The organism is Acidobacteriota bacterium, assembly GCA_016208495.1.
GTDB lineage: Bacteria > Acidobacteriota > Blastocatellia > Chloracidobacteriales > Chloracidobacteriaceae > JACQXX01.
The window spans coordinates 91,212-110,894 of record JACQXX010000056.1 but is presented as its reverse complement, the minus strand read 5'-3'; the positions used below and the strand labels follow the sequence as shown (position 1 = coordinate 110,894).

The 19,683-nt window shown below is 50.9% G+C and carries 17 protein-coding genes; 7 read left to right on the top strand and 10 right to left on the bottom strand.

Annotation, left to right across the window (positions count from 1 at the left end; all coding sequences use genetic code 11):
* Window positions 1-64: 64 nt before the first annotated feature.
* Both thiE and HY774_10165 read right to left on the bottom strand, forming a co-directional pair.
* Window positions 65-697 (bottom strand): thiamine phosphate synthase, encoded by a 633-nt coding sequence (gene thiE, locus HY774_10170; protein MBI4748843.1) that lies wholly within the window; start codon window positions 695-697, stop codon window positions 65-67.
* Window positions 698-742: 45 nt separating this feature from the next.
* The gene (locus tag HY774_10165) at window positions 743-1,483 is read right to left on the bottom strand and encodes a response regulator transcription factor (protein MBI4748842.1); all 741 of its coding nucleotides are present in this window, start codon (window positions 1,481-1,483) and stop codon (window positions 743-745) included.
* Between the two features lie 395 nt (window positions 1,484-1,878).
* On the opposite strand from HY774_10165, the gene HY774_10160 reads away from it, so the two are divergent.
* From HY774_10160 to rfbD, 3 genes are all read left to right on the top strand, one after another.
* Window positions 1,879-3,060 (top strand): type IV pilus twitching motility protein PilT, encoded by a 1,182-nt coding sequence (locus HY774_10160; protein MBI4748841.1) that lies wholly within the window; start codon window positions 1,879-1,881, stop codon window positions 3,058-3,060.
* 320 nt (window positions 3,061-3,380) lie between these two features.
* Window positions 3,381-3,929: a regulatory protein RecX gene (locus tag HY774_10155; GenBank protein MBI4748840.1), complete on the top strand. Its 549-nt coding sequence runs from the start codon at window positions 3,381-3,383 to the stop codon at window positions 3,927-3,929.
* A gap of 134 nt (window positions 3,930-4,063) precedes the next feature.
* On the top strand, window positions 4,064-4,930 hold the full coding sequence (gene rfbD / locus HY774_10150) for a dTDP-4-dehydrorhamnose reductase (protein MBI4748839.1): 867 nt from the start codon (window positions 4,064-4,066) through the stop codon (window positions 4,928-4,930).
* A gap of 21 nt (window positions 4,931-4,951) precedes the next feature.
* On the opposite strand, the gene HY774_10145 is transcribed toward rfbD, so the two are convergent.
* The 7 genes from HY774_10145 to HY774_10115 all read right to left on the bottom strand — a co-directional run bounded on the left by HY774_10145 (window position 4,952) and on the right by HY774_10115 (window position 13,876).
* Window positions 4,952-5,269: a DUF427 domain-containing protein gene (locus HY774_10145; protein ID MBI4748838.1), complete on the bottom strand. Its 318-nt coding sequence runs from the start codon at window positions 5,267-5,269 to the stop codon at window positions 4,952-4,954.
* An 81-nt stretch (window positions 5,270-5,350) separates the two neighbouring features.
* The gene (gene thiC / locus HY774_10140) at window positions 5,351-6,697 is read right to left on the bottom strand and encodes a phosphomethylpyrimidine synthase ThiC (protein MBI4748837.1); all 1,347 of its coding nucleotides are present in this window, start codon (window positions 6,695-6,697) and stop codon (window positions 5,351-5,353) included.
* 289 nt (window positions 6,698-6,986) lie between these two features.
* Window positions 6,987-9,608 carry a SpoVR family protein gene (locus tag HY774_10135; protein MBI4748836.1) on the bottom strand — a complete coding sequence of 874 codons (2,622 nt, stop codon included), beginning with the start codon at window positions 9,606-9,608 and terminating at the stop codon, window positions 6,987-6,989.
* A gap of 204 nt (window positions 9,609-9,812) precedes the next feature.
* Entirely contained in the window at window positions 9,813-11,252 is a 1,440-nt protein-coding gene (locus HY774_10130) for an amidohydrolase (protein MBI4748835.1), read from the bottom strand.
* Window positions 11,253-11,369: 117 nt separating this feature from the next.
* On the bottom strand, window positions 11,370-12,029 hold the full coding sequence (locus tag HY774_10125) for a hypothetical protein (GenBank protein ID MBI4748834.1): 660 nt from the start codon (window positions 12,027-12,029) through the stop codon (window positions 11,370-11,372).
* A gap of 130 nt (window positions 12,030-12,159) precedes the next feature.
* Window positions 12,160-12,564: a YtxH domain-containing protein gene (locus tag HY774_10120; protein ID MBI4748833.1), complete on the bottom strand. Its 405-nt coding sequence runs from the start codon at window positions 12,562-12,564 to the stop codon at window positions 12,160-12,162.
* A 223-nt stretch (window positions 12,565-12,787) separates the two neighbouring features.
* Window positions 12,788-13,876 (bottom strand): cyclic nucleotide-binding domain-containing protein, encoded by a 1,089-nt coding sequence (locus HY774_10115; GenBank protein MBI4748832.1) that lies wholly within the window; start codon window positions 13,874-13,876, stop codon window positions 12,788-12,790.
* 264 nt (window positions 13,877-14,140) lie between these two features.
* On the opposite strand from HY774_10115, the gene HY774_10110 reads away from it, so the two are divergent.
* The gene (locus tag HY774_10110) at window positions 14,141-14,545 is read left to right on the top strand and encodes an acyl-CoA thioesterase (protein MBI4748831.1); all 405 of its coding nucleotides are present in this window, start codon (window positions 14,141-14,143) and stop codon (window positions 14,543-14,545) included.
* A gap of 141 nt (window positions 14,546-14,686) precedes the next feature.
* On the opposite strand, the gene HY774_10105 is transcribed toward HY774_10110, so the two are convergent.
* On the bottom strand, window positions 14,687-15,532 hold the full coding sequence (locus tag HY774_10105; GenBank protein ID MBI4748830.1) for an HAD family phosphatase: 846 nt from the start codon (window positions 15,530-15,532) through the stop codon (window positions 14,687-14,689).
* Between the two features lie 512 nt (window positions 15,533-16,044).
* On the opposite strand from HY774_10105, the gene HY774_10100 reads away from it, so the two are divergent.
* The 3 genes from HY774_10100 (at window position 16,045) to HY774_10090 (ending at window position 19,674) form a co-directional block, all read left to right on the top strand.
* The gene (locus HY774_10100; GenBank protein ID MBI4748829.1) at window positions 16,045-16,692 is read left to right on the top strand and encodes a transglycosylase SLT domain-containing protein; all 648 of its coding nucleotides are present in this window, start codon (window positions 16,045-16,047) and stop codon (window positions 16,690-16,692) included.
* Window positions 16,693-16,830: 138 nt separating this feature from the next.
* Window positions 16,831-18,132 carry an AmmeMemoRadiSam system protein B gene (gene amrB, locus HY774_10095; GenBank protein MBI4748828.1) on the top strand — a complete coding sequence of 434 codons (1,302 nt, stop codon included), beginning with the start codon at window positions 16,831-16,833 and terminating at the stop codon, window positions 18,130-18,132.
* 192 nt (window positions 18,133-18,324) lie between these two features.
* On the top strand, window positions 18,325-19,674 hold the full coding sequence (locus HY774_10090; protein MBI4748827.1) for an amidohydrolase family protein: 1,350 nt from the start codon (window positions 18,325-18,327) through the stop codon (window positions 19,672-19,674).
* The last annotated feature ends 9 nt before the right edge of the window (window positions 19,675-19,683 follow it).

Below are 19,683 nucleotides of genomic sequence, written 5' to 3'. Positions count from 1 at the left end.
GGGAAAAATAAATTGTAGGGCTTACTGACACGTCTGTCAAAACAAGAATTAAGTGGTTTTCTTTCTATATTTTACCAGTATGACAGAGGGATAAAACGAGGGATTGGGTACGACTTACAATCGAATCGAGGGGCAACAGGAGTCCTGAAATAAGAGCCACGCTGGCAGCTCCCGCCTGCAGGACTTCGGAAACACGGTTCGCCGGAATGCCGCCAATGGCAACCACGGGTTTTGAAACCTGAGCAGTCACTGCTCGAACCAGCTCAAGCCCAACGACTGGAGAAGGATTTTCTTTCGTCTGCGTACGAAAGACGGGGCCAACGGCAATGTAATCAACTGGAAGCTGGTCAGCATTGAGCGCCTGATCCAATGAATGGGTGGAGTAACCAATGATTTTTGACGGACCTAAAAGCTGGCGGGCCGCGGCAGGAGGCAAATCTTCCTGACCAACATGCACTCCATCAGCATCAACGGCCAGTGCGATATCCACCCGGTCATTGATGATGATTTTGACCCCACGTGGCCGGGCATAATCCATGATCTGTCGGGCAATGTCATACCAGGTCCGGCCATCAATTTCTTTATCGCGTACCTGGATCAAGGTGGCACCGCCTGCAATCAATTGCTGAACCAGTTCCAGGTGCGATACCCCTGTCAGAGATTGATCAGTAATGGCGTACACCGGGGGAAGCACCATCGGTTGAGGAAGCACTAAATCATCAATGAACGGCGTTGCCATGGCTCAATCCTTCTTTTCTGTTGCTCCATCAACCAGTGCCTGGAGTAGGGCTTCATTGAATTTGTACCCTTCTCCCCACACAGTCAGAATATATCTCGGCTTGGCATCAGGTGGTTCCAGTTTGGCTCGAAGCCGGTTGATATGAGGGTCAATATTGCGCTGAAACCCGTCATATTCATTACCCCAGACTTCATCCAACAATCGGTCTCGCGAAAAAACCCGCCCTGGGCGAGTTGCCAGAATATGCAGGATTTTAAATTCAGTTGGTGTGAGATCCAATCCCTTCCCTTTCCGACTGACGACATGCCGGGCGAGATCAATGCGAAGATCACCTCGGATTAAAATCTCGCCTTCAGATTGAACCGGAGCAGTCCGTCGTCGCAAAATGGCCCGGACTCGAAGCTCCAACTCACGCAAACTGAATGGCTTGGCAAGATAATCATCCGCGCCATGCTCCAGACCTTTGAGACGATCTTCAATTTCCGTGCGCGTTGAGAGAAACAAAATTGGCGTTTCATTTCCAAGCTGACGTAGTCCCCGGCAGGCGTCAAACCCATCCATGACAGGCATCATCACATCCATAATGATCAAATCAGGATGATGTGCCAACGTCAGGTGAATTGCTTCACGACCGTTTTCAGCTTCGATCAGGGCAAAATTCATCCGAGAAAAAAATTGCCGGATGGTAAAGCGTGCCCGATCATCATCATCCACAAGGAGCAGCGTTGCCTCAGCGCTCGTCATGGCGGGGGGTCTCCGTTTAATCTGAAATGTCCTGGATGGACTACAATGCAAGAAACGCAGGTTCAGAAAGTATCAAAAACTTTGCTAAACTACTGATTTTTAAGGGTGGTTTGACAGGTCACACAAGGGATTCAGTCATCATGCAACATGGGATGATTCTTTTGCAAGAAAACACTGACAGTTCCTCCAATCACTTCGATGGGATCAGTCTCCGCCTGGTACGAGTTGCCAGGAGTAAAGTGGTGAAAGCGCATCTTTTCAGATGGTTATCAGGTTTGATCTAGTTCAAAATTGACAGATTGCCCCTGCACTGTGATAGATTCACTCTCACCTCAACACCTTGCACCCCAAGCAGTTTTGCCTGTCTGATCTGTCGCATTCGGGAGGCGTCTACTATGTCAACACCACTCAATATTGATACGCTCCTGGCAATTGCCTGCAGCAAAGGAGCCTCGGATCTCCATATTAAAGCGGGAAGCCACCCCTTTACGCGCATTAACGGCGAATTGGTCCCGATCATTGATGCACCACGATTATCTCAGGAAGATACACTCGCCATGGCGTTCAGTATTATGAACAACCGTCAAAAACAGCGCTTTAAAGATGCCTGTGAAGTTGACATTGCCTACGGGGTATCTGGGTTGGGACGGTTCCGGTGCAATATTTTCCAGCAACGTGGCGCGGTCGGCATGGTTTTGCGCGTCATTCCGACCAGCGTTCGAACCGTGGACGAACTGCAACTCCCGAAAGTGATTGAGAAAATCGCTGAGGAACGCCGTGGGTTGATTCTGGTAACTGGTACCACCGGGTCGGGGAAATCAACCACCCTCGCCGCCTTGATTGACCATATCAATCGAACCCGAACTGATCACATCATTACCATTGAAGACCCAATCGAATTTCTCCACCGCGATAAAAAATCATTTGTCAATCAGCGTGAAGTTGATGTTGATACCCGCAGTTTTCAAGAAGCCCTACGTGGTGCGCTTCGCCAGGACCCAGATGTGGTGCTGGTTGGTGAAATGCGCGACTTCGAAACCATTGAAACGGCCCTCACCGCGGCTGAAACCGGGCATCTGGTGCTTTCAACACTGCACACCCTGGATGCCACTGAAACGATCAACCGGATTGTTTCAATCTTTCCTCCACACCAGCAAAAAGCAATCCGCATTCAGTTGGCCAGTGTACTGCGATCAGTTGTTTCCCAGCGACTGGTGCGAGCCCATGACCAGACCAGCCGGGTTCCAGCCTGTGAAATTCTCATCAACACATCCTATATCAAGGATTGTATTGTGAATCAGGAAAAAACATCGTTGATTCGCGACGCCATTGCTCAGGGAACATCACAGTACGGCATGCAGACGTTTGATCAGTCACTCTATGATCTGCTCCAGCGCGGATTGATCTCTTACGATCAGGCACTCAATGGGGCCTCTAACCGCGATGAATTCATTTTGCGTACCAAAGGTATTCAATCAACGACCGATCAGGCACGCGAGGAAATGGAAAGCAAGCTCACCACCCGGAGCGGTGGGACTGGAAGCTCACAGCCAACCGAACGCATCAGCCGCTTTTAGAATGAAGAATTGAGAATGAAGCCAGTGGTTAGTGGTTAGAAATCAATAATGCCAGTTAAGGGTTGAAGCCGTTTTGGTTCTCAGCCCACGAAGTGGGCGCCGGCTCGTAGCCCAGGGCGAGTCGTCGAGCCTGGGAATTCGGGTCAGCCCCCACCGTTTCTGGTGGTGGCGCGCCCAAAGCGACGCTGACCACCGGCTAACCTGGCTCCATCCCAACGGGAATGAGGACCAACAACCACTTCAACCCTTAACTGGCATTATTGATTTCTAACCACTAACCACTAACCACTGGCTTCATTCTTCATTTTTCATTCTTCACCATGGATGACCGTCTCTTCCAAACAATGCTGACTGCAGGCATCAAATATCTCGCCCTTCGTCCCCGGAGCATTACCGATACCACCCAGCATCTAAACCGCAAGCTGAAAAAATTGAATATTGAGGACCAGGAGCGAGAAGAGATAGTGACAGAAGTCATTGATCGGCTGAAGGAATATGGCTATCTCGATGATCAACGCTTTGCCGAACAATTTGCCCACGGGCAAGTGGCACGCCGCCTGGTTGGCAAACGCCGACTCACTCAGGAATTGACCCAGCAGAAAGTGAAGTCAGAAACGGTGCGCGAAGCCGTGAACGAGGTATATGCTGAAATCCCTGAATCAGATGTCATGGAACAGCTCCTGGAAAAATTTATCCGCTCTAACGGACTCCCAACATCCCCTCAAGAAATCAACCGACTCACCAATGTACTTGTCCGGCGTGGCTTTTCATTTGAGTTGATCCTCCCTCGACTCCGGCAACTTGCCCGTCAGGCAAAACTTGAAGCAATGTCAGAAGCACTGGACACCATTCAGATGAATGAAGAATGAAGAATTGAGAAAGTGGTTAGTGGTTAGTGGTTAGTTCCTGGTTCTTGGTTCTTCTTCGAAAGTATTGATTTCTAACCACTAATCACTAATCACTAACCACTAATTACTAGCCACTAGATGGTTTCTTCATTCTTATGAACATTCTCATTACCGGTGCCGGTGGGCTACTAGGACAGCATCTTGCGACTGAACTCAAACCTTCTCATAGAGTTACAGGATGTCGGCACAGTGATCTGGACATAACAAAGGCTGATTCTATCGCACAGGTTTTTGATCGGATTCATCCTGACATTGTGGTGAATTGTGCCGCCATGACGGCGGTTGATGCCTGCGAATCTGAGCGGGAACGTGCATTTCAATCTAATGCCATTGCTCCGCAATTGCTGGCTGTGGCTTGCCGCCAGCACTCAGCCCAACTGGTTCATATCAGCACTGATTATGTGTTTGATGGGAGCAAAGATGGTTTGTATGAACCGGAAGACAAACCAAACCCGATTTCGGTTTATGGTCAATCAAAGCTTGAGGGCGAAGTTCTGGTTCAGCAGGAACTTCCATCGGCCTGTATTGTGCGGGTCGCGGGGTTGTATGGCAAAGGAGGTCGTAACTTTGCCAGTCAGCTTGGAACACTTCTGCGCAAGCCCGGAACACTCCGGTCAGTGGCGGATAACCGCATCCTGACCGGATATGCCGTTGATGTGGCTGCCCGCCTTCGTGAGTTGATCGAAGGCCATCACACCGGGCTTTTTCACGTAACCAACAGCGGTACGCCTTGTAGCTGGTATGAACTGGCCTTGTTTGGCGCCGAAGTCGTGGGCGCTGATGTCCAGGCTGAAATACTTCCTGTTACAGAAGCTGAGTTAAACCGCCCGGCACCACGCCCGATGAATTCCGCCCTTGGCTGCTCAACCAGCACTCAACTGGGGTTTAAACCATTGCGGGACTGGAAAGAGGCGTTGGTCGCTTATTTATCAGGCTGCTCATTATTCCAATCAATTGAGTGATCGAAGTTTTAGACTTATCGATCAGGCGAGTTCTTCAACTGTATTGGGACGGTTCCCACCATAAAAAGCAAACCGACCTTTGATGTTTTCATATCCCGGTTTTGGGCTGGGATACACCCAGGCAATCCGCATCGCTGTTTTTCCTTGCCCTGAGAAACTGACCCAGTTACAGGTGCCCTTGTACGGGCAGGTGTAAAGATCGTCGGTGACCTGCAACACTGCCTGGTTCACTGTGGATGGATCAAAGTACCAGTTTCCTTCAAAAGATTCGACTTTTGACGGATCGTCAGTTGAAGCCAGAATAATCCCAGTGATTCGTTCTTTAATGGTCACTTTCATCGCGGAATTCCTTTCCCTTTGACAAAAAAGCCCCCGTTGGAACGGGGGCTTCTCTTTTTTGAGCTGGTCGGTGGAAGCTGATTAGTCGCCAGCCGCCGCTTCAGCCACGACTTCTTCAGAAACCTCTGGTTTTTTCGTGAGGAATTTCTCAGATGTGTCAGGCACTTTCCCTGAGAATTTTTTAATCGCGGCGTTGTCAATATTGATCGAACACAGGCTGCCGCACATTGAACAAACCTTCGAGCCAGCCGCTTCGGATTCTTCCTTGTAGCGACGGGCTTTCTCTGGATCCATCGCCAGCCGATACATCCCTTCCCAATCCAGACGTTTGCGATAGAGCGACATCTGGTCATTCCATTCTTTGGCACCTTTGACGCCCTTGACCAGATCGCCGGAATGAGCCGCAATGCGGGTGGCAATGATGCCTTCGATGACATCCTGGTGGTCTGGCAGGCGGAGGTGTTCGGCTGGTGTCACATAGCACAGCATATCGGTGCCAGCCGCCGCTGCAATCGCCCCGCCGATAGCACCGGTAATGTGGTCATAACCAGGTGCCACGTCACACGTCAAGGGGCCAAGGACATAGAACGGTGCGCCTTCGCAAACCTTCTTTTGCAACTGGACATTGGCCTGAACCTGATCGAGCGGCACGTGCCCAGGGCCTTCGACCATCACCTGACAACCTTTGGCCCGCGCACGAGCGGTTAATTCACCCAACACCAGCAGTTCTGCCAGTTGTCCCCGGTCAGACGCATCACCCGTGGCGCCAGGGCGCAACCCGTCACCGAGCGAGAAGGTCACATCATAGCGGGCAAAGATGTCGCACAGCCGGTCAAATTGTTCATACAGTGGATTTTCTTTGCCGGTGGCTTCGATATATGCCGCCAGCAGCGAGCCACCACGGCTGACAATGCCTTCGATACGCTGGTGGCCACGCAATTTTTTGACCGTTTCCTTGGTAACTCCGCAGTGAACCGTCATATAATCCACGCCCTGTTGAGCCTGTTTTTCAATGACGGCAAACAATTCTTCCGGATCCATCTTGAGGATTGAACCTTCCGAGGCCACCTGGTAAATCGGAACCGTTCCAAGCATCAAGGGACTGCGCGAAATCAATGTTTCGCGAATCAAATCCAGGTCCGTCCCAGTTGAAAGGTCCATCACGCTATCGGCACCATAGTGTACCGAGACGTGCAGTTTTTCGATTTCTTCTTCAACAAACTGATGATAGCCAGAGGCACCGATATTGGCGTTGACTTTGGTTCGCAAGCCCTTTCCAATGCCGATGGGCCGGAAGTCATGGTTGATGTTTTTTGGAATGACAATTGTGCCGTTGGCCAGCCCCTGACGAATGAACTCTGGCTCCAGTCGTTCATCCTCGGCCACCATGATCATATCCTCGGTGATCTTGCCCTCGCAGGCAAGCATTCGCAACGTTTGATATTCACCTCTTTTCACAAGAGTGCCTCCCTGTTCTAAAACTAAATGCCATGTGTACAACTGTGGTTGGGTAATTGGGTAAGTCAGTAGTCAGTAGTCAGTAGTCAGTAGTCAGTAGTCAGTAGTCGAGCGTTGGGGGTTTGAGAGATCTTGTCAAGTGTATTTGGTTCTATTTGAGTCAGTTATGAACAATTCTCTTCAAGAATTCGACGGATTCAACGATCCGGGTTTTGTCTACTGACTACTGACTACTGACTCAGTTCTACTGACTCAGAAATCAATCTTCATCATGTTCTTTCCCATCATAGTGCAACACGAGACTTTCATTGTCCACCATGGTTTCAAGATGCACCGTGCGGCCCCACAGCTTTTGGACATATTCGAGCACCTTGCGGCCATATTTTAAATCCAGTTCAGTGCCTTCAAAGCGATGGGTCAAATAGAGTTCGCGGTTGCGGTTATAGTCGGCATCGGTGACTTCAATGTAGGGAAAGCCAAAGTTGGTTCGACTGGCAACAAGCTGATCGCGGACCCGTTCCCAACGTTTCTCGGTAATGGTCCATTCTTCATCATCCACCAACTCATAAACATACAAATCCAGTTCTTCGACTAATTGTTCGGTCAAATAATTGCGCAGCAGCGATGTGTCGTTTTCCATTTCGCGAACTTCAAAGAGTTTGTGTCGCCCTTCGCCGCCTTTGCGTCCATATTTTTCACGTTCTTCAGCCGTCGGGTTGTCCCAGCGGCGCTCGATGTCTTCGAGGATTTTGTAGCCCAGATAATAGGGATTGAGTTGTCCTTTATGTGGTGAAACAACACCGGCATGGAGTTCAGCAAACTCAATGTATTCATCACCTTCCAGACCAAGTTCACGCATTATCCGTGCATGCCAGAATGAATTGTGATGGACCATCCCGTTGGCTACATAGGCGTGTTTGGTCGCTACCGTGATGTCATATACATCAGCGCAGCCTGGTTCGATGGAAACGATCTCATCGGTAAAGTCTTCTTTTCTAAACCATTGACGACATTCGACATATTCAGTTAATCCTTGCTGCTTTCTACTTAAACTAAAGCCGATTTCGTCGAGGAACCGTTTGGCTGAGGCCCCCTTGATATGGAGTTGCGTGCAACTATCCTGGCAAGGCTGCTGGGTTGAGAGAATGCCATAGTTGAGCAAAATGACCTGAACCAGGTGGATCAGGTTCTGACTGGAGGAAGAAAGGATGATCCCGTGTTTCCCCGCATAGGCATCTGCATCGAAATAGCCGCGCAAAAAGGCCGATATCACGTTTTTTGGAGAGCGCAAAATCAAATCTGGGATTCTTTTTTGAGGTGCTTTTTCCGCCAGATTGATACCAATCGAGTTGAGCCAGGTAAGGAGCTCGCGCGAATGAACAATCACGCGCCATCTGCCTCCAACTTCAGTGGGATCCCAGTGACGAAGTGGTGTCACCCCCCATACTTCAGGGATGGTGTGTTCCAGGCGAATCGCCAGTTCTTCATCACCCGTGGTAAAGCAAATTCCTGATTTTGTTCGGTTTCCATCTCCGATGAAGTAGCCGAGCACCCAGGCCAGGCGGTCATCAAGGACCTGATTGGTCTTTAAGGCAACCCGCGTCGGAAGAACTTTGCCGGCACGTCCTGGCTGGTAAGCCGCCTGTTGCAATGCAAGCTGAATCCCCGATGCGTTTTGTGTTCTTCGGCCTTTTAAATGGCGAAGAACTGTCCAGATCGAAACTCCCGCCAGTACGGCAACTTCTTCCAGCGTGGGAGTGGGATGTCCGGCCTGAAACGGAATCGCCTGTGGTTTGGTCGGCCAGATATTTGCCCCACATTCAATCGGAATCTGATCGCCCACCTGCAAGTCCTTTAAAAATCCCCAACTCCCGTCAGAAAGAAGTACTCGATGTTGATGTGAGCCTTCAATGGTCAGACCACGACGGGTTCGAATCCGAATTGTTGGGACCTGCTCTTCCTTGTGAAAGTCAGTGATTGGGTAAAGTTTGGTTTGTCTGCCACTCGCCACCTGGATTTTTCGCCCATCCTCGTAAAGCTGGTCAAACCGGATAAAGCCATTTTCAGTCAATAAGATAGAGTCACCGGTACAACATGCCCATCCTTCGTTTAATGTCTTCGTTTGCATCTGTGGCACGAAGTACAACATTTCTTCGTGGACCATACTCATGATATCGCGTTGCCAGGGTTCAAGGATCGGCGAATATTGGGCAATGAACCAGACCAGATCTTTTTCAGGCAGCACTGGTTCACCGGGCACATAAATTTTTGGGGCTTCGGTTTTTCGGTCCAGCTCCTGATCGGTGAACATATCGTCATATTTGCCCTGACGTGCACCTTTCTTCTGGCGTTCTGACGGGGTTTGATTCCGGGCTTTTTTGATCAGGAAATCAGGGTCAACGTGTTCTTCAATTGACAAGACCGCATCCAGGAACTCTTCGACGGTCTTACGGCCATAGGTGAATTCATACTCGTTGATGCGCGACGAATGGACACCAACTTCGTCAACCATCCGGCGGTTGGTACGTGAGAAATAGGCGTTGTTTTTAAAGAAATCAACGTGACCGAGCACATGGGCAATGACGAGCTTATTTTGGGTCAGGGAGTTGGTTTCGAGTAAGAAGCCGTAGGAAGGATTCGTATTGATGACAACCTCGTAAATACGTGACAGTCCAAGGTCATACATCATTTTCATCCGATGATAGGCTTTCCCAAATGTCCAGTGTGAGTACCGACCAGGCAGGGCATAGGACCCGATTTCATACATCACGGTAGCCGGCACAATCTCAAAATGCACTGGAAATGGATCAAGTCCAAACTTCAGCGCGATATCCCAAATCTGTTCGAGCGCTTTTTCAAGTTCCTTGATTTCACGATCCATTGGGTAACCTCTTTCTGGAGAATGAAGAATTGAAAATGAAGAATGAAGAAAATGGGTTGGTGATGGGTGCTTCGTACCGGGCAGTTCGTTCTCAAGTACTGGTTTTTGATTTTTCGAAGGTACCGGCTTCTAAGGGCTAAGAACAAGGGATCAGCTACCAAATAATTTCTTCATTCTTCATTCTTTATTCTGCTTTCTTCCGCCCTATTTCTTCAGGCTTTCCAGAATGCGCGTGCGATAGAGCAGGGCTTCTTTGCGAATGGCAACTGGATTGAGTGTGAGCACTTTGCGGTCGCGCATCACGATTTTTCCATTGATGATCGAGGTTTCGACGTCAGACGCCTTGGTGGCATAGACCAGTGTCGAATAGAGATTATACACCGGCCACTGGTGTGGGGTATCCAGATTCACCACAATCAGGTCCGCCAGCTTGCCCGTTTCAATCGAACCAATCCGGTCTTCCTGATGAATGGCCCGGGCGCCGCCAATGGTTGCCATTTCCAGCGCCTCGCGGGCCGAAACCACGGTTGGGTTGCGGGAAAATTCCTTGTGAAGTTTGGCTGCCGTGTCAATTTCTTCAAACATATTCAGGTCGTTGTTTGACGCCGCCCCATCGGTTCCGAGGCCAACCCCGAGGCCAGCCTTTAACATATCTGGCACGGGTGACACCCCGGCGGCCAGTTTCATATTGCTCTGGGGATTGTGTGCCACGCCAACGCCGTGGTTTTTGAGAATCTGGATTTCTTCCGGGGTTACCTGGATCACGTGGGCGGCAATCACGCGGGGCCCAAGCAGTCCCATTTTCTCGACGTGTTCGACCGGGCGGGCCTGGTAGCGACCCTTGATGATATCAACTTCGCTATAGTCTTCGGCCAGGTGGGTTACGAGCGGCACTTCGTAGCGGTCAGACAGTGCTTTCGCGGCTTTGAGTAAATCCGGTGAACAGGTATAGGGGGCGTGCGGTGCGATGGCTGGTGTAATCAGCGGGTTCCCTTTGTATTTCTTGATGAAGGCTTCGGCGTATTTCAGCCCATCCTGCGGAGTTTTGGCGTCCGGCACTGGAAAATCGAGCACCGTTTCGCCCAAAACGGCACGCATCCCGGCCTTGTGGGTTTCATCGGCAATGTGGTCTTCAAAATAGTACATATCCACAAAGCAGGTTGTACCGCCCAGAATCATTTCCAGACAGCCAAGCCGTGTTCCGGCACGGACAAACTCCGCCGTCACATTTTTAGCTTCTGCCGGGAAGATAAAATTCTGCAACCAGTCCTGGAGTAACAAGTCATCGGCCACACCCCGGAACAGGGACATCGGCACGTGGGTATGAGTATTGATCAGGCCGGGAATTACGGCTTTGCCAGTGGCATCAATCAGCGTTTTGGCCCGATAGCGCGCCCCAAGCTCTTTGGCATCACCCACCGCCACGATTTTGTCGCCTTTGATGGCAACCAGCCCGTTCGCATACACGTGGTGTTCGGCGTCCATGGTCACCACCTGGCCGCCACGCAAAATGATATCAACCGTTTCAACGGCCCGCCTTTTCTCGGCGCCCCAGATACTCACCCCTGGCCCAAGGATCAGAAATAGACTAAAGATACTTGCAACCCAACGACTTAGCCGGGGAAAGAAAGGAATTGAGTTCATAAAAATTTACTCGCTTTGCAATTCAATTTTTTCAGAGACAGACACGAAAGCGGTCAGCCTCAACACACTTCAGGCTGACCGCTTCGTTGGATGAGGGTTTGACCATCGGGTAGGCGCTCAAATAAACATCTCTTCATCCTGATAAGCCTGGTCAATTTGCTTGCGTTCTTCGGCAAACAGAACCTCCAGAAAGCCCTTGGTCGCGGCCAGAACCGCCGTAATTTCGCTGATTGGCTTGAGCACATCGCGCTGGACCAGACCCGCTGTGTCGTCAATGCGCAAGGCCGTCCGCGAGGCCACCCGGTCAAAGCGTTCAATCTGAAGATGGATCTTGTCCGTCGTCTCCTGAACCAAATCACGGATTTCACGGGCTTCTTCCTCGGTCATCCGGGTGATTTCGCGTGTGGTTGTGGTGACTGCCGCCATGCAGGCTTCGGCTTCGGTTTTGAGCGTGGTCACGGCTTGTTTGGCCAGGAGTGTGGTTTCGTTGGTGGTCGCCAGGATCTGCTGGGTTTGCTCCAGAACCGGAGTCACCGCCATCACCGAAGCCCGAGCCTGCTCAACCAGGGGTTTGGTTTCAATGACCGTTGCATTTAAGTTTTCCAGCAATGGCTTGAGACTCTCAACCGTCGTGCGTGTTTGAGCGATAAGCGGTTCGGTTTGGCCATGTAAGCTCTGGATAATCGTTGCTACTTTCATCAGGGCAACCAGCATGCCGATTAAGATAAAGAGCTGAAGGCCGGCAATCGCCAGAATTCCATATGTCAAGAGTTCCATATCAATGACACCCGTTTACTCAACCTTAAGTCACTGTGAGTAGGTGAAGAAAAAAGGAGGCCCAGGAGCCCTGGCTCCAATGCCTCCTCTCGGCTAAGTTGTCAAACACAACGTGATGAAAACGTGGGGGTTATACTTCTTCTGGTTCAGCTTCCTCCAGTGCTGCTTCGAGCGCCTGGACTTCGGCTTTTTTGTCCTGATAGGCACGTTTGCCGGCATCAATCGCCGCCGCCAGACGTTGGCGTTGTTCTTCAACCCGCTCGCGCCCGGCACCAATCAAACCGGAAGTTCGTTCTTTGACCTGTTCATTGAGGTGAGTGGCTTTCTCACGCCCGGTTTCATACAATTCAGATGCCTTGCTACCAAGCCGACGGGCATTGTCCCGGGTATATTCGACGCTACGCTTGCTGGCATCAGCAATGTCGCCGCGGAGTTCACGGCCTGATTTTGGCGCAAACAGCAGCGCGACGACGGCGCCGATTCCGGCACCGACCAGAAAAAAGGTAAGTTTGGTTGAGGCTGAATCTTCGGCCATGGGTAAACATCCTCCTAAAATATGCTTGGTTCGATCAAAAATGGGTGCTGAAACGAAAAAACAAGGGATTGCACTTGCCGACTCTACCACAAGACCCCTCACGCAAAATAGCAAAATGGAAAAGTGAGGGACGAGGAGCGAGAAGCGAGAAGTTAAACCCAGTACCTGAAACATTGGGTTGTTTCAAATGGAAACCTCGATCTGAGCTGTTTTGAGACTGGAATCAGACATCGTCGTCATCGAGCAAACCCCAACCCTCCGCCGAATCAACTTTCTGCCATAACCCGGTGTCCATGGATGAGACGATCAGCCCAGCCTGTTTCATCGTGGCCAAAACATAATAGACTCCATAATGGCACGACGGAACTTCCTGCAGGAGCTGGACCACCGTTGGCTGTTCGGCGTGCAGGCGATACCAGATGTCATTGGCCAGGACCAGATAGCGTTCTTCGCCTTCCCAGATCAGTTCGGTTTGTTGGGGCTGGTAGATTGATTCAAGATCAATCTGCGGGCGGAAATTATCGAGTTCATCCTGCATCCGGATCGCGTCCATCAGCATATTCATCCCTGGAGGGCAGCCTTCAAACAAGCCCAATAATTCCCTGGGTGGACGTTCTCCGCTCTTAAAATCAAATGTTCCTTCAACCGGTGGTGGTTGAAAAAGCTGATTAAAGGCTTCTGGCCCAGATAAATGGCCGATTTTGGCGCACGAAGGATCACCAGCGTCAAAATATATTTCCGAGTAGGCATTTCCAAAATCATCCGTCACAACCAGTCGCCCGGTCATGCGCGACACCACAATCGTTTGGATAACGGTGGCGAGGTCAAAATACTTTAAATGCCCGTGGAACTGCCGGTTCCGGGTGCCGCTTTCATTCTTGACCGAAGATTCCAGCCGTTCCGCAAAGGTATTGCAGAGGTGAATGGCAAACTCCGGGTAGGCTTCAAGCATAGTTCGGAAATTGCGCCGAGGGACTTCAAACACTTCGCCACCTTCTGGCGCCCGAGCCAGCACCGCGTGGTCAGTCCCGGTCAACATCGTAAGTTCACCGATTGAATCGCCACGCCCCAAAAAAGCCACCGTCACCACCTCATCGGGTTTGTCACCCAACCGGCAAATTTCCACCATCCCTGACTTCACCACATAAAAGTTGTCGGCTGACGATCCGACCTGAAACAATTCCTGCCCAGGTGAAAGCTGAACCAGGCGACCACGTTTAAAAATTGATTGGAGCGTCCTTTCCGAAAGGTTGGCATAGAGCTCACACTCACGCAAAAACTCAAGTTCATTTTCGGGAAAGTACTCGAACATGGGACACTTCCTGTGAAAGGCTGGGCTGGGTATGCAAGGCTGAGATCGGAGTGGAATTCCTATTGTGTCAAAAGGGCGCGCCATGGTCAAATCACCCGCTGCATTTCAGGTGACGGAAAAAGGACTGATTAAACGCTTTTTTTTGGATGAGTAAAAAGTTAAATTATTGAAAAATATGTACTTTCCTGAATCCTAAACCCTGAACCCTGAACCCCGAACGGTATACCACAATCCACAACAGAATTTTTACCAGGCAAAGTACTTATGAACGAAACACCATCTTCCGCCCTCCCTCCACGAAAAGCACCCGCCATTCGAACCATGATGATGCCTCACCAGACCAATGCCTTTGGAACCATCTTTGGCGGCGTCATTTTGAGCTACATTGACCTGGCCGGGGCGGTTCCGGCACGCGAACTGGCGTCTCATCAATATGTAACTGTGGCCATGAAGGAAGTGATTTTTGTGGAGCCGGTCTATGTTGGTGATCTGGTAAGCTTTTACGCTGAAGTTTCGCGGGTCGGTCGGACATCAGTGACCGTCCACGTCGTGGTTGAATCTGAACGCTGGCGCGAACCGGGCAAAATCGTCAAAGTCACTGAAGCCGATGTGATTTATGTTGCGGTCGGCGATGATGGCCGACCAACCCCGATCCGGAGGAAAGAATGAAGAATTGAGAATGTGGTTAGTGGTTAGTGATTAGTGGTTAGTGGTTAGTGGTTAGTGGTTAGTGGTTAGAAATCAATACCTTCCAAGAACCAACAACTAACCACTAGCCACTAACCACTACAGCGGTTCTTCATTCCGCTTTTACTTGATTCCCAGGATGAACCGTTCCACCGCTTTCGCCAGCCCGTCTTCCGTGTTGGATGAAGTGCGGTGAAAGCCCATTTCCAGCAGTTCCGGTTCGGCATTCCCCATCACCACGCCGACACCTGCATACTGCAACATATCAATATCATTATGGTTGTCTCCCACTGCCATGACCTCGGACTGGTCAATTTCAAAGAATTCAGCCACAAACTCCAATGCCGTTCCTTTTGATGCCGCCGGGTTGAGTAAATCCAGGATGGTCATATCGTTGCGAGGATAGGAGGTCATCAGTAACCGGGTGACTTCCGACATTTCAGCCATGAGCAGTTCAGCCAGTTCAGCCATGGGCTGGCAAGGACCACAAAACATCACCTGAATCACCGGGCCTCTGACTTCCTGCAATAAACTTGGTACCGGGCGGACATAGGCCCGATTCATTTCGAGATACCGTTTGAGCGGAACATTATTTTCCGAGACGCTGTCAGTCAGGATCCGTCCGTCCCCTTCGGGATCTTCCAGTGCCAGCGTATCAGCCCCAAACTGTTTCCCAAGCTCAATCAAGCGGCGGGCGATCTCGTTTTCGAGCCAGTGATACCGATAAATTGACCTGGTTTCCAGATTTTTAATGAGTGCGCCATTGTGGGTGATGATAGGAGTGCGAATGCCAAGATTTTGAGCAACTGGGCGCACGGCATGAAACCGGCGTCCGGTTGCCAGCACCAGGTGTACCTGATAGGCGCGTTCTGCCTGCTCCAGGGCCTGTCGTGTTCGTTCGGTTACCTTTCCGTCTGGTGTAAGCAATGTTCCATCAACATCCATTGCCAGTAGCCCAATCTTGCCCATATAGTTTTTCTCTCAGAACTGCAGGTTATTGATTTATTTTTTTGGAGCATAGCACGTTGGCCGCCGGACAAAGACGCCCTCTTTGCAAGCCTCCACCTCGTCGGATTTTTCGGGCTGAAAAATCCTCGGGCTCAGGGCTCGTAAGCGCCAGGAGAAGGAAACAGAGCCCGATCTGGACAAGGAGACCGGGAGACAGGGAGAAAAAACAACTGGTCGCCTTCCCCCGCTCTCAATCGGAACTGATTCAACCTGACAACCCTGGTGAATTGTCTCCGTGTCTCCCCATCTTCTTGTCTCACACAGGCTCAAACTTCCTTCTCCTGGCGCATATGGGCTCAGGGCTGGGGGTTGAAGACTCGCAGGCTCGGAGCAAAGGAAGGGAAGAAGGATGAGGGATGAAATAAAACCAATTTCTTCAGCCCCAAGCCCTGAGCCCTGGTTTTCTCAGCCCAACGTCTTCAGCCCGCTATCTTCGGCGTCATTACGGCTCACGGTACTCAGTACTCAGGTTTATGGCTCGTTCTCTCAAAAGACAACTTCTTTCATTTGTACTGTTTGTGCTGGTGGTGTCAGCCAGTTTTTTCGGCTATACCTACTGGCGGATTCACCGCTTTGACGGGCTCATCTCAAAAACAGCCAAAGAATATAAACTTGAAGAGCAACTGGTCCGGGCAATTGTTTATGAAGAATCGTACTTCAATCCCAAAGCCCGGAGCGGCGCCGGTGCCGTCGGCCTGATGCAGGTTACCCCCGTGGTGATTACCGAGTGGAAACAAAAACGGCGTGAACAAAATGCTTCCGCCAACTTTGCCCGTGAAATGGCCAGACGCGTCCCAAATCTGTCGGCTTCCCAGGCATCAAAACTCACTGAAGATGATTTGTTGCAATATCCGGAAATCAATCTGGCCATTGGGTGCTGGTATCTGGATTTGCTCCGTCAGCGGTATCAGGCTGAGAAAATTGTCGTTCCGATGATGCTCGCCGGATACAACGCTGGTCCAAGCCAGGCCGAACGATGGCGAAATGCACCGGCTCAGGCAGGGAAACCACAACTGACCGCCGATGAGTATGTGGCCCGCATTGATTACCCGGAGACGCGTAATTATGTGCGGCGCATCCTGGATCGGTACAAAAACAAGCGGGGCATGTTAGAGTTTTAACCCCTCTTAATCCAAGATTTTGCTTGAGTTTGAGGTTGCGTTCAAACCAGATTCAGGCTAAATAGATCGTCCTTCATTTTTGATTGTGCGTCACTCATATTCCACCATTCAGGATTGGCAACAGGCCACCAAACTCCTATGCACTCAAACCTTCATCTTCCTTTGCCAGAGCGCCCTCGATTGCGCCAAATCCAACTGATTCCAGCCGAAGCTGAGGAAGAACGGGTATTGATCGCCCATGACCCGCAAAACTACACGGAGCCGGTGATCATTCCCGAAGCTCTGGGGCTATTCCTGCTGTTTTGTGACGGGCAACATACGGTTGAGAACATGCAGCAGGCCATTCGATTTCAAGCTGGTATCACGATCCCTCGGGAGCGAATTGTTCAAATTCTGGAGATGTTTGATTCGTTTTTGTTGTTTGACAGCCCCCGGTTTGAACAATTCCAGGCAAAAATTGATGAGGCGTTTCGTTCGTCGCCAGTTCGGCCTTGCGCTCACGCCGGAGCCAGTTACCCGGCTGAAATTGACGCGCTCCGTGCTCGACTCGATGAGATTCTGGCTGGTGGTCCGCCGGTTGAAGCACGTCCTGACTCGCGCCTGGTGGGGTTGATCTCACCACACATAGATTTGCGGGTTGGCGGAGCGGTCTATGCTCCGGCATACCGGGTTTTAGGCGAGAGCCTGGCTCACTTCGAAAGCGATCCGACCTCGGAACAAACCTTCATCATATTGGGAACTTCTCACTATGGCGGAAACGGACTGTTTATGGCCTCTCGAAAGGCGTATGAAACGCCCTTTGGCCAGCTTCAATGCGACGTGGCTTTTTTAGAACATCTCGAAGTCCAACTTGGCCGCAGCATTAGCCAGGATGACACCTCGCACCGGCATGAGCATTCAATCGAGTTTCAGGTTATTTTTCTGCAACACCTGTTTCCGAAAGCGGCTGAACAAGGGCGACTGCGGATTGTACCGATTTTATGCACTTCATTTCAGGCCCTGCTGGATGGATCAGTCGGGACTGAAAATCCAGACGAGCTTGAATATCAAGACTTTGTCAAAGCACTCCGGACCACGCTTCAGTCACATACCCAATCCAGTTGCCTGCTTGTTGGCGGTGACCTGGCCCACATTGGGCGCAAATTTGGGGATCCGTTTGATGCCGAGGAAAAACTGGAAACCGTTGCCCAGGCTGATTCCGAACTCCTGTCCGTGGTTGAGCAACGCAATGCTCAGGCCCTCTTGACCCACATTGCCCAGGATCAGGATGCGCGTAAGGTCTGTGGATTCCCTCCAATGCTGACTTTTTTGGACGCGCTTGATGTTTTTGGCGACTGTGAGGGTGAAGTCCTTCACTACGAGCAATGGCATGAAATCGAACGCGCATCAGCCGTGACCTATGCCAGTCTGGCTTTCTGGCAATCCCGCCAGGAAGGCTGACCTGGGAAAAACAATCAAAAATTTCGAACCTGAACCTGAATCCTCAACTGTCTTGATACACTATTCGATAGATTCATCCACCAAACACACTTATTATTTCCGGCTTACGACAACCAACCCTGAGCTCCTGTTTTTCCCTTCGACTTGCAATCATTGATTTTTGACTTTGAACGACTGGTTACAAAACGCATTATGACAATTGTATATTCTGCTCGATGGGTACTTCCGGTTTCGATCCCGCCGATTCCACACGGCGCGGTTGCCGTTCACAATGGACTCATTACCGCGGTTGGACCGGAAGAAACCGTTCGTGAAAGTGTTGCCAAAGATGGTCCTTATCAAACTGTCAATTTAGGTGAAACTGCGCTCACACCGGGCTTTGTGAACGTTCACTCCCATTTGGAATTAACCGCTTTGCGGGGGCTCCTCGATGAATTGCCGTTTTACCCCTGGATTACAAAGCTGGTTGAACTCAAACGTGAACGGTTGCGGGCCTCGGATTTCCAAATTGCAGCCCGGTGGGGCGTGATCGAAGCCATTCGGGCGGGCATTACGACACTGGCGGATACGGGTGATTCAGGCTCAGCCATGGATGCCATGGTCACTGGCGGTGTCCGTGGAATTGTGTATCAAGAAGTCTTTGGCCTCGAAATGCTCAAAGCCAAACGCAGCTTGAGCGACTTAAAACGGAGAATCCAGACCTTACGCCGCCATGAAACATCGCTGGTTAAAGTTGGGATTTCACCGCATGCGCCATATACGGTTTCAAAATTGTTGTTTCAACTGACGACTGAATTTGCCGAACAAGACAAACTTCCCATGTGTATCCATGCCGCCGAGTCCCAGGCCGAGGAAGACTTTATGCGGCAAGGGCTTGGTCCCATCGGCGACTCATACCGCCGCCGGGATATCCAATGGTCACCGCCTGGCGTTTCGACCATCCGCTATCTGGCTGATTTGAATGTGCTGCGAGTAAAACCACTCCTGGTGCATTGTGTTCGCGCCACAGAAGAAGATATCGGGTTGCTTTCACTCTGGGACGCCCGCGTTGCCCATTGCCCAAAATCAAACGCCAAATTTGGTCATGGAATTGCCCCAGCCCTGCGCATGCGCCGCCGGGGAATCCCGGTTGGGCTCGGAACTGACAGTGTGGCCAGCAACAATGTATGTGATTTGCTTGATGAAGCACGCTTTACAGGACTGCTCCACCGGGCTTCAATGGGTGATGACTCCGTCTTGCCGGCTTCGGACCTGCTGGAATGGATGACCCTCGGTGGGGCCACGGCCCTCGGTCTGGAGAACCGCATTGGGACCCTCGATGTCGGAAAAGACGCTGATATCACGGCCATTTCACTCTCTGGAGCGCATACCCAACCAGTTCACGATCCGGCAGTTGCCTTACTGGCCTCGGCCAGTGGTCGTGATGTCATTATGACGATGGTGCGCGGAAAAGTTTTGTTTGACGGCCAGAATGTCCTGACCTTTGATGAAAACCGACTCCGCAACCAGTTGCAGGAAACAACCAACCGGCTCACCAGCTAAAAAACAGAA